This is a genomic window from Actinoallomurus sp. NPDC052274 (assembly GCF_040679475.1).
GTDB lineage: Bacteria > Actinomycetota > Actinomycetes > Streptosporangiales > Streptosporangiaceae > Actinoallomurus > Actinoallomurus liliacearum.
This window is the reverse complement of sequence record NZ_JBFAUT010000084.1, coordinates 19,482-29,552: the sequence shown is the minus strand read 5'-3', so window position 1 is coordinate 29,552 and position 10,071 is coordinate 19,482. Positions and strand designations below refer to the sequence as shown.

Genomic DNA, 10,071 nt, shown 5'->3' with positions numbered 1-10,071 from the left:
TCCACGCTGACCCGCGCCTGGGCCTCGCGTTCGCCCCGCAATCCCCCCCCCCCCCCCGGGGCCTCGGGGCGCCGGGCCCCCCCCCCGGGCCCCCCCCTAGCGGGTCGGGCACGGTGGCCTCTCATGCGGTCCGGCGCCGAGAGCTGGGGGGAGTAGCTGTCCGTCAGGACTTCTTACCGCGGGTTGCCCCACCGCGTCCGCGCAGGTTCACGCCGGACTCGGTGAGGATGCGGTGGATGAAGCCGTACGACCGTCCGGTTGCGGCAGCCAGGGCACGGATGCTCTCGCCGGAGTCGTAGCGCTTCTTCAACTGCTCCGCCAACTTATCTCGCTCGGCACCGGTCACGCGGGTGCCCTTCTTTAGGGTCTCGGCCACGAGTACCTCCCGTAGTGATGCGGTGACCGCTGCGTTATCCCCAGCCATGATCAGACATTCGCGCGCGATCGGCTACCCACTACGCCAGAAAAGATCTGCTTCGTTGTGTCAAGGTTGCGCTGCAGGTCAGGCAAGTGCCACGAGATCGGAAAATTCGTCACTCCAGATGTCCTCAACACCATCCGGAAGCAAGATCACTCTTTCCGGTTGCAGCGCCTCCACCGCGCCCTCATCGTGAGTCACCAGAACGATCGCCCCGGCGTACGTCCGCAGGGCGCCCAGGATCTCCTCACGGCTCGCCGGATCGAGGTTGTTCGTCGGCTCGTCGAGCAGCAGCACATTGGCGCTGGAGACGACGAGAGTGGCGAGTGCGAGGCGGGTCTTCTCCCCTCCGGACAGCACGCCGGCAGGCTTGTCGACGTCGTCGCCGGTGAACAGGAACGAGCCCAGGATCTTGCGCACCTCCGTCTCCGGGAGGTCGGGGGCGGCCGAGCGCATGTTCTCCAGGACGGTACGGTCCACGTCGAGGGTCTCGTGCTCCTGCGCGTAGTACCCCAGGCGCAGGCCGTGCCCGTCGACACGCTCGCCCGTATCGGGCTTTTCGACGCCTGCCAGGAGGCGCAGCAGCGTCGTCTTGCCCGCTCCGTTGAGGCCCAGGATGACGACCCGACTGCCCCTATCAACCGCTAGGTCGACATCCGCGAAGACTTCCAACGAACCGTACGATTTGGACAAAGCTCGTGCCATGAGCGGCGTTTTGCCACACGGAGCCGGCGCGGGGAACCGAATCCGGGCCACCTTGTCGGCCTGACGCTCGTCCTCGACCCCGGCCAGCAGGCGCTGCGCACGACGCTCCATCTGCTGCGCGGCCTTCGCCTTGGTCGCCTTCGCGCGCATCTTGTCGGCCTGGGTCTGCAGGGTGTTCGCCTGGCGCTCGGCGTTGGCGCGCTCGCGCTTGCGGCGCCGCTCGTCGGTCTCCCGCTGCGTCAGGTAGGTCTTCCAGCCGACGTTGTAGAGGTCGATCACGTTGCGGTTCGCGTCGAGGTGGAAGACCTTGTTCACGACCGCGTCGAGCAGGCCGACGTCGTGGCTGATCATGATCAGCCCGCCCTGGTGCGACTTGAGGAAGTCGCGCAGCCAGGAGATCGAGTCGGCGTCCAGGTGGTTGGTCGGCTCGTCGAGCAGCAGGGTGTCGGCGCCGGAGAACAGGATGCGGGCCAGCTCCACGCGGCGGCGCTGGCCGCCGGACAGCGTGCGCAGCGGCTGGCCGAGCACCCGGTCCGGCAGGGCGAGGCTGGAGGCGATGGAGGCCGCCTCGGCGTCGGCGGCGTACCCGCCGAGCACGTGCAGCCGGTCCTCCAGGCGGCCGTACTTGCGGACCGCCTTGTCGCGTTCGGCGCCCTCGGCGGTCGCCATCTTCTCCTCGGCCTGGCGCATCTGGCTGATGACCTCGTCCAGGCCGCGCGCGGACAGGATGCGGTCGCGGGCGAGGACGTCGAGGTCGCCGGTGCGCGGATCCTGCGGGAGGTAGCCGACGGTGCCGGACCGGGTCACCTCGCCGGCGGCGGGCAGGCCCTCGCCGGCCAGCACCTTGGTCAGCGTGGTCTTGCCGGCGCCGTTGCGGCCGACCAGACCGACGCGGTCGCCGGGGTTGACGCGGAACGAGGCTCCCTCGAGCAGCAGACGGGAGCCGGCGCGGAGTTCGATGTCACGGGCGGTGATCACAGTGAGAACGCTCCTGGGGGGCGGGCTGGGAGAGGCGAGACGACGAAAAGGGCGCCGCCCGGAGGCCCCGATGGCCCGGCCGCGCCCTTGGAGCGCCTGATCAGCTCGCAAGCATGCCCCCAGTGTAGGGGACGCCGCGCCTGGATCTTGACATCGTCGCCGCGCCGGCCGAGCTCGGTGATCTTGCACACGTGTGACGGCCGGGATCAGGGGAAGCGTGTACGGCGAGCCGATCCGCCGACCCGGGCGGGCGGGACCGACGACGAGAGGAAGGCGCGTGATGGCCGACGAACGCTCCAGGGAGGAGCTGGAGGAGGAGCTCCGGGTGGTCGAGGACGACATAGCGTCCCTGCGGCCGACGCTGAAGGAGCTGCGCCGGCAGATCGGGCAGCAGGAGTACGGCCCCACCGACCCCGCGGAGCAGTCCGTACAGCTGCAGAACGTAGAGGAGCAGGAGGCGATCCTCGGGCGGATGGAGGACAGACGCGTCGACCTGCTCCGGCGGCTGGGCAAGGAGTGACGCCTCGGCCGGGGCCCGGGCCCGGCCGGATCCAGGTACCCGAACGGGGAGTCTCCCCGTGGTCGCGTGTCCGCCCGGGGGCAAGAGTGGATGTCGGCCGTTCTGCCCCGCTTCCCGTCGAGGATGAGGTCTCACCGATGCGTCGTATCCTGATCAAGGTCAAGCGCCCGCGTCCGACCCCGGTCGCCGAACTCGACCTGCGCACTCCCTCCGGCCGCCCGCTCCCCTACTGACCTTCTCCAGAGCCCCACTGAGGACGCCCCTGGACTGACGCGCGCGGTACGCCGCGTCCGTGGGCGAGTCCTGATCGTGACCGTCGGCGCGCAACCGCGCCGACGTCGTCCGCGTCCGACCGGGCATGCGCACGCTCTTCCGGATCCTGGTCCCCCTCGTCGTGGCCGTCGCGGCGCTCGGAGTCGTCCGGCCGTCCTGGGCCTGCGGCTGCGGGGCGCTCATCACGAGGACGGACTCGGGAGTGAACGTCGCCGACGAGACCTCCATCGTCCGCTACGACGGCTCGTCCGAGGAGATCGTCATGCGGCTCTCGGTGCGGTCCAGCGCCCGTGACGCCGCCTGGCTGATGCCGACCCCGTCCCGTGCCGCGGTGTCGCTCGGCGAGCGCGGCTGGTTCGACCAGCTCGACCGGCTCACCGAGCCGAGAATCGTCCGGCACAGGCACTGGCTTCCGGATCTCGGCGGCGGGACCCGCGTGGCGGGCGCACCGGCGCCAGCGGGCGGCCGGGTCGGCGTGCTCGCCCGGCAGCGGCTCGGCCCCTTCGAGGTGACGACGCTGTCGGCGGCCGACTCCCACGCCCTGGCGGCGTGGCTCACGTCGCACGGCTACCACCTGAAGGGCCGCCTCAGCCAGGCGCTGGCACCGTACGTGGCACGGCGGTGGACGTACACCGCGGTCAGGCTGGCCCCCGAGAGCGGACCGCTCACGGGCGAGCTGGACCCGTTGCGGATCAGGTTCACCTCCGCCGCCCCGGTGTACCCGATCCGCCTGTCCCGGCTGGCCAGCACGCCCCAGGCCGTGCACCTGTACGTCCTGGCGCCGCACCGGGTCACCGTCCGCGGGCTGGGGCTGTTCACCACGTACGCGGGCCGGGTGCGCCCCGCGCAGGTCTCCTCCCCCCGCCTGCGCGCCCTGCTGGGCGGCGGGGCGTTCATGACGGAGTTCGTGCGCCAGGGGATCCCGCCGGCCGACTTCACCGACGACCTGGGCTTCGGATACACCGCCGACACGTCCTACCGGCAGGTCGAGTACGAGGAGGGCGGGCTCGTGACCTTCCTCGGCCTGCCCGCCTTCCTGTGGGTCCTCGCGCTGCCCGTCGTGGTCGTCGTGGCCCTGGTGGCGATCCTCGTGGCCCGCCGGTCACGGACGAGGCGGTCCATCCGCACCACACCCTGACCGGCTGATCGACATCTCTGTCACCCACCGGTTTGGGGACGGCCGCCCGGTGGGAGGATCTCGGCATGTGGATCGCTCCCGAACGCCGACGCGCGGGCCGGTGGATCGCACCGGCGCTCGCCGTGGCGGCCGGCCTGGCGATCGGGGTGACCGAGACCGCCCGGGGGCACGCGACGACCGGACTGGTGGGCCTCGCCGTGCTCCTCGGCTATGGCGCGCTGCTGGCCTACCGCCGGGGCGAGTCGGTCCTCACCGTGCATGAGGCGTTCGGGCTCGGCCGGCGGTCCGGGATCCACCTGCGGGCCGCCGCCATGACCGGTGACGTACTGGTCGGCGTGATCGTCGCCGCCCTGCTGGTCCAGGCGCTGCGCGGCGCCGAGATCGGCCTGCTCGCCGGCCTGGCCGCCGTCGCCGGGGTGACCTACTTCCTGTCCGTCCTGATGCTTAACCGCACCTACTGAGCGTCCGCACCGGCCGACTGGACGGACGGCGGGCGTCGCGCCGGCGCCGGACCGGACGCCGCGGGTTCCTTCGATCGCGCAGGGACCACCCGATATCACAAGGGCGGCAAGTGGTGAAATTCCCGATGAATAGTGAGGTCAGCGGGCTACCGGAACCACGGATTCGTCGCAGAATCGTGCCGTGACAGCTTTCGCCGCCGCTCCCGGCGGCCCGCAGCCCGCGTTCGCGGGGCGTCCGGACGCCTCGTCGCCGGAGCATGTCACCTTCCACCCCATCGTCGACCTCGAGGCCGGAACGGTCGTGGCCGTGGCACCCGCGGTGCCCGGCGCCCGGATCCCCGACCCGGACGGCGAGGTCGACCGCGCGATCCAGGCGGCCCGCGCCCTCTCCCGCGCGGAGACGCTGCTCCCCCTCCAACTGGTCCTGCGAATGAGCACTCTCGCCTACGACCGGCCGATGGAGCGGCTCCACCGGACGCTCGCCGACCTGGGCCGCCGTCCCGGCGGGGTCATCGTGTCGCTGACGGGCGACCCGGGAATGCCGCTCGACGAGGCCGCCGCGCGGCTCGGCGGGCTCCGCTCGGCCGGGTACCTCCTCGCCCTGGAGGCGGGCGACCTGCCGACCCGGTTCGTCGCCGACATGGCCCCGACGGTGCTCATCCTCGACCCCGCGGTCACCCGGCGGGCCGCGGCGGACCCGCGGCGCGCCGCGATCGCCGAGGCGTTCGTCGCGCTGGGCCGCCGGATCGGCGGGCACGTGCTCGCTCCGGGCGTCGCCTCCGACGACCAGCTGACGTATCTGCGGGGACGCGGCGTACGGCTGGCGCAGGGACCGCTGCTGGCGCCCCGGGACTGGCGGCCCGGCATGGCCGTGACCGTCCCGGTCGGCTCCGGCGATCTCGAGCATGACCGGCTCGGCCCGCGCGTGACGGAGTTCATGATGCCGGCGACGGTGATGCCCGACACGGCCACCGCCGAGGAGGTGCTGTCGGTGTTCAACGCCGAGCCGGGCACCAGCAGCGTCGTCCTCGTCGACCGGACCGAACGCCCTCGCCACACGGTCGACCGCACCCGCTTCCTGCTCCGGCTGGCCGGCGCGTACGGCCATGCCCTGCACGCGCACAAGCCGGCCGCGCGGCTGGCCGATCCGCCCCGTTCGGTGCCCCGGACGGTGCCCGCGATCGCGGCCCTCCGCGCCGCGGGCGACGACGCCGAACGCGTCTACGACGACCTCGTGGTGATCGACGAGATCGGGCGGTGCCTCGGCGTCGCGCGGGTCGGCGACCTGATCCGCAGCCTGTCCGCGCTGGATCACTGAGACCCGGCCGCCGGACCGCACCCCGTGGCGGGGTGCTCGGCCCGGCGCACCCAGGTGAGGAAGCGCTCGACGCCCTCGATGACGCGGGCGGTGCGGTAGGACGGGAAGATGTCGAAGGCGTGCTGGGCGCCCTTCATCTCGGCGTACAGCACCGGGGCCTCCGACACGTTCCTCAGCCGCGCCGCGAAGGATCGCGCCTGATCGACCGGCACCAGGGTGTCCAGGCTGCCGTGCACCACCAGGAACGGCGGGGCGCCGGCGTTGACCCAGTGCGCCGGGGACGCCTTGTCGTACGCCTCGCAGCCGTCCGCCCGGCGCACGCCCATCACGTGACGCTCGATGGCCGAGGCGAAGACCTTCGAGCCGCCGTCCAGGAGGGCGCCGAGGTCGTAGACCCCGTAGAACGGCACGGCCGCCCGCACGGTCGTGTCGACGTCCGCGAATCCGGGCTGGTACTCCGGGACGTTCGGCGTGAGCGCGAGGAGGGCGGCGAGATGACCGCCCGCCGAGCCGCCGGTGACGCACAGGAACTCGGGGTCGGCGCCGTACTCCTCGGCGTGCTCGCGGTACCACCGGATCGCGCGTTTGAGGTCGATCAGGTGCTCGGGGAACTTCACCCGCGGGCTGAGCCGGTAGTCCACGTTGACGCCCACCCAGCCGTTGGCGGCCAGGTGGCCCAGCAGCGGGATCCCCTGCTCGCGCTTGCTGCCGATCATCCACGCCCCGCCGTGGACCTGCATGATCCCGGGCCGCCGCTCGCCGGGCTCGGCCGGCCGGTACACGTCGAGCCGCATCCGTGGCCCGTCCCCGTACGCGATGTCGCGGGTGCGCGTCACCCCGGCGCGCCGGGTCATGAGGAACGGGAGGACGACGTGCGACCGGGGGAAGGAGGGTGCCCGCTCCCCCGGATCGAGTTCGAGTTCCGCGCTCCACCGCTGAACGGTCACGGTGGTCCGGCGGGCCCGCGCCATCACCACGGCGAGGCCGGCCCAGCCCAGCGCGGTGGCGAGGAGCCCGGCCAGGCCCGCCGCGCCGGTGAGACCGCCGAAGCAGGCGATCAGCGCCGTGACGCCCGCCTCGGCGACCAGCACCCACGGGGCCAGCTCGATCGTCAGCCAGGCGGTGAAGAACCCCGGGATCAGCAACAGGAGCCCCTTCCGGGGCCAGAGCGCGTTGACCGTCGTCAGCAGCACGAGGACGCCCGAGGCGAGGAGAACGTACGGCATGCCGTCCCTCCGAGGCGTGGACCGGATCTCACGATCCATCACCGACGGCGAGCCGACAACGTGATCGCCGCCACAGGAAAGGCCCTCGGCGCCTACTCGATCTCGACGTCGTCGGGAGCGCCCCTGGCCAGGGTCGCCAGGGTCTCGAGCGCCGCGGCGAGAGTGCCGATCGGCGGTGCCGACAGGGCGAGGCGTACGGCGTTGGGCGCCTGGGCCGCGACGACCGTGAAGGCCGCGCCGGGGGTGACCGCGATGCCGCGACGGGCGGCGGCCGCGACGAACGTGTCGGCCCGCCATGGGTCGGGCAGCCGCCACCAGCAGTGGAAGGCCTGCGGATCGGCGTCGACGGCGAACTCGGCGAGGTGCTCGCGTACGAGCCGCTGGCGGGCCATCGCATCGCGGCGCTTCATCTCCCCGAGGGCTGCGACCGTGCCGTCGGTGAGCCATCGCGTCGCGGCCTCGACGGCGAACCGCGAAGCGGTCCAGCCGCCTGAGCGCAGCGCCGAGGCGACCCGGCCGCCGATCGCCTCCGGTGTCACCGCGAAGCCGACGGTCAGGCCCGGGGCCACCCGCTTCGACAGGCTGTCGACGACGATGACGCGTTCCGGCGCGAACGCGGCCAACGGCGCGGGCTCGTCGCGGAGGAACGAGTAGATGCCGTCCTCGACCGCGTGGATCCCGAGGTCCCGGAGAGCGGCCGCGACCTCGGAGCGCCGCGACTCGGACATGGTGCCGCCGAGCGGGTTGTGCAGCGTCGGCTGGAGGTAGACGGCCCGCAGCGGCCCGGCCGACCGGATGGCCTCCGGCAGCACGCCGGACTCGTCCATCGCGAGCGGGACCAGTGTGATGCCGAGACGGGCGGCGATGCCCTTGACCAGCGGGTAGGTCAGCTCTTCGACGCCGACGCGGTCGCCGGCCGGGGCCAGGGCCGCGAGCGCGGCGGCGATAGCCTGCCGTCCACTGCCCGCGAGCAGCAGGTGTCCCGGGTCGGGGGTCCAGCCCGGACGGGACAGCATCGCTGCCGCCGCCTCCCGCATGGCGGGCGTGCCCGCCGCCCCCATGGGGGTCAGCGCATCCGCCAGCACGTCGGGGCGCAGCATTCCACCCAGGCTCTCCGCGAGGAGCGCCGGCTGCTCGGGCGGCACGGAGAAGTTCAGCTCCAGGTCCACCCGTGCGCGGGTCGGCTCGGCGAGGGCCGGCTCGCTCGACGGCGCCGCGGCGCGGACGAACGTGCCGCGCCCCACCTCGCCGACCGCGAGGCCGCGGCGGATCAGCTCCCCGTACACCCGCGCCGCCGTGGAGCCGGCGATGCCGTGCCTGCGGGCGAACTGCCGCTGCGGCGGCAGCCGGTCGCCGGGCCGCAGCCGACCGGAGGCGATCTGCGCCGCCACCGCGTCGGCGATCCGCCGGTAGTCGTCCATCACGTCCTCGCTCACGACTTTGCTCCGAGAGCAATTTTCGTATTGCACCGAGATATTGCCCCTCCTAGCATCGAGCCGTCAAGCCAGACGTGTAAAGGAGAGCTCCGAGTGGGCACGTTCACCAATGGTCCGGTCACCATCGCGTACGACGACCACCGCTCCGACGACACCGCACCGCCCCTGGCGCTCGTGCACGGCCACCCCTTCGACCGCTCGATGTGGGCACCTCAGGTGGAGCACGTCGGCCGAACCGGGCGGCGCGTGATCGTCTCGGACCTGCGCGGGTACGGCGGGAGCACGGTCGTCCCGGGCAGGACGCCGCTCCAGGTCTTCGCCCAGGACATCGCCGACCTTCTCGACCATCTCGGCGTGCATGAGATCGTTCTCGGCGGGTTGTCCATGGGTGGCCAGATCGTCATGGAGTTCCACCGGCTGTTCCCCGACCGGCTGCGTGGCCTGGTGCTCGCCGACACGACTCCTCAGGCGGAGACCGAGGAGAGCAGGCGGGCCCGGGAGGCGATGGCCGGCCGGCTGCTCCGGGAGGGCATGGACGGCTACGCGAAGGAGGTCCTGCCCAAGATGGTGGCGCCGGCCAACCTCCGGCGGTATCACGAGATGGCCGAGCACGTCCTCGGGATGATGCGGGGGACGTCCCCGGACGGGGCCGCCGCCGCGCAGCTCGGCCGCGCGGAGCGCCCCGACTACGTCGCGTCGCTGGCACGCGTCCGCGTGCCCACGCTCATCGTCGTCGGCGGCGAAGACGAGTACACGCCGATCGCCGACGCGCGGCTCATGCACGAGGTCATCCCCGGTTCCACGCTGATAGTGATCGAGGGCACCGCGCACATGCCCAACCTGGAACGGCCCGCCGTGTTCAACGAGGCGCTGAGCGAGTTCCTCGACTCGATCCCCGGGGAGCGATGAGCCCGATGGCCATGACCGCATTCGTCACCGGTGCGAGCACCGGGTTCGGCGCCGCGATCACCCGCCGCCTCGCGGTCGGTGGCACGCACGTCGTCGCGTCGGCGCGCAGGGCGGGCCTGCTCGCTGCCAGCCCACGTCAACATCAACGTCATCGAGCTGATGTCGTCACCCAGAGCTTCGCGGCGTTCCAGATCCACCGGTCATGAGGCCTCCAGAGCCGTCTTGATCCGGGTGAGGGTCGTGCGCATGCCCCGCCGGTTGACCTCGGCGCGTCCGTCGGCGGGGACGCCGGTGAAGACCCGGCCGAGCAGGGATGCGGCCGCCGCTCCCCCGCCCGCCCGCCGCAGGTCCTCCCAGTGCTCCGTGAGGCGGGTCGAGCCGTCATCGGTCGCCTCGACCCGGTAGCCCCACACGGCCACCGGGATGCCGAAGGTCGTCACCCGGAAGGCGAACGCCCTGCCCGGGACGGCCTCGGTGACCCGGCAGGTGGTGAACCATAGGCGGGCGCCGATCCGGTTGAATCCGACGAAGCCCAGTCCCGGGACCACCCGGCGGCCGCGCACCCACACCGCGAAGACCTCCGGGCTCCACTCCCCCATCCGGCGTGGGTCGGCCACCGCCCTCGTACACGCGTTCCGGCGCCGCGTCGATGACGACGCTCTCCTCGACCGTCCACTGCCGTTCCATCG

Annotated in this window: 11 protein-coding genes; 6 read left to right on the top strand and 5 right to left on the bottom strand. The window is 72.5% G+C overall.

Annotation, left to right across the window (positions count from 1 at the left end; genetic code table 11):
* Nucleotides 1-163: 163 nt before the first annotated feature.
* A complete protein-coding gene (locus tag AB0K82_RS40840; protein WP_141961196.1) occupies nt 164-376 on the bottom strand; it encodes a helix-turn-helix domain-containing protein in 213 nt (70 codons plus the stop codon).
* Between the two features lie 126 nt (nt 377-502).
* A complete protein-coding gene (abc-f, locus tag AB0K82_RS40835; protein WP_364407972.1) occupies nt 503-2,101 on the bottom strand; it encodes a ribosomal protection-like ABC-F family protein in 1,599 nt (532 codons plus the stop codon).
* A gap of 280 nt (nt 2,102-2,381) precedes the next feature.
* On the opposite strand from abc-f, the gene AB0K82_RS40830 reads away from it, so the two are divergent.
* The 4 genes from AB0K82_RS40830 to AB0K82_RS40815 all read left to right on the top strand — a co-directional run bounded on the left by AB0K82_RS40830 (nt 2,382) and on the right by AB0K82_RS40815 (nt 5,811).
* Nucleotides 2,382-2,621, top strand: a complete 240-nt coding sequence (locus tag AB0K82_RS40830; RefSeq protein WP_345347104.1) for a hypothetical protein — start codon at nt 2,382-2,384, stop codon at nt 2,619-2,621.
* 358 nt (nt 2,622-2,979) lie between these two features.
* Nucleotides 2,980-4,032 carry a DUF2330 domain-containing protein gene (locus tag AB0K82_RS40825; protein ID WP_364407969.1) on the top strand — a complete coding sequence of 351 codons (1,053 nt, stop codon included), beginning with the start codon at nt 2,980-2,982 and terminating at the stop codon, nt 4,030-4,032.
* Between the two features lie 65 nt (nt 4,033-4,097).
* On the top strand, nt 4,098-4,493 hold the full coding sequence (locus AB0K82_RS40820; RefSeq protein WP_364407967.1) for an ABC transporter permease: 396 nt from the start codon (nt 4,098-4,100) through the stop codon (nt 4,491-4,493).
* Nucleotides 4,494-4,674: 181 nt separating this feature from the next.
* A complete protein-coding gene (locus AB0K82_RS40815; protein ID WP_364407964.1) occupies nt 4,675-5,811 on the top strand; it encodes an EAL domain-containing protein in 1,137 nt (378 codons plus the stop codon).
* Here AB0K82_RS40815 and AB0K82_RS40810 read toward each other — a convergent pair.
* The gene (locus tag AB0K82_RS40810; RefSeq protein ID WP_364407961.1) at nt 5,805-7,037 is read right to left on the bottom strand and encodes an alpha/beta hydrolase; all 1,233 of its coding nucleotides are present in this window, start codon (nt 7,035-7,037) and stop codon (nt 5,805-5,807) included. The genes AB0K82_RS40815 and AB0K82_RS40810 overlap by 7 nt on opposite strands.
* 92 nt (nt 7,038-7,129) lie before the next feature.
* The gene (locus AB0K82_RS40805) at nt 7,130-8,473 is read right to left on the bottom strand and encodes a PLP-dependent aminotransferase family protein (RefSeq protein ID WP_364407958.1); all 1,344 of its coding nucleotides are present in this window, start codon (nt 8,471-8,473) and stop codon (nt 7,130-7,132) included.
* Between the two features lie 93 nt (nt 8,474-8,566).
* Here AB0K82_RS40805 and AB0K82_RS40800 point away from each other — a divergent pair, with 93 nt between their 5' ends.
* Nucleotides 8,567-9,382: an alpha/beta fold hydrolase gene (locus AB0K82_RS40800; RefSeq protein ID WP_364407955.1), complete on the top strand. Its 816-nt coding sequence runs from the start codon at nt 8,567-8,569 to the stop codon at nt 9,380-9,382.
* Nucleotides 9,383-9,393: 11 nt separating this feature from the next.
* Entirely contained in the window at nt 9,394-9,588 is a 195-nt protein-coding gene (locus AB0K82_RS40795; protein WP_364407953.1) for an SDR family NAD(P)-dependent oxidoreductase, read from the top strand.
* Here the strand turns inward: AB0K82_RS40795 and AB0K82_RS40790 are convergent.
* Nucleotides 9,583-9,999 carry an SRPBCC family protein gene (locus AB0K82_RS40790; RefSeq protein ID WP_364407950.1) on the bottom strand — a complete coding sequence of 139 codons (417 nt, stop codon included), beginning with the start codon at nt 9,997-9,999 and terminating at the stop codon, nt 9,583-9,585. The genes AB0K82_RS40795 and AB0K82_RS40790 overlap by 6 nt on opposite strands.
* Nucleotides 10,000-10,071: the final 72 nt, after the last annotated feature.

Bases quoted from the DNA above. Each gene is read 5' to 3' on its own strand.
- AB0K82_RS40830 (WP_345347104.1), top strand. From the start codon at position 2,382: ATGGCCGACGAACGCTCCAGGGAGGAGCTGGAGGAGGAGCTCCGGGTG.
- AB0K82_RS40825 (WP_364407969.1), top strand. From the start codon at position 2,980: ATGCGCACGCTCTTCCGGATCCTGGTCCCCCTCGTCGTGGCCGTCGCG.
- AB0K82_RS40820 (WP_364407967.1), top strand. From the start codon at position 4,098: ATGTGGATCGCTCCCGAACGCCGACGCGCGGGCCGGTGGATCGCACCG.
- AB0K82_RS40810 (WP_364407961.1), bottom strand. From the start codon at position 7,037: ATGCCGTACGTTCTCCTCGCCTCGGGCGTCCTCGTGCTGCTGACGACG.
- AB0K82_RS40795 (WP_364407953.1), top strand. From the start codon at position 9,394: ATGACCGCATTCGTCACCGGTGCGAGCACCGGGTTCGGCGCCGCGATC.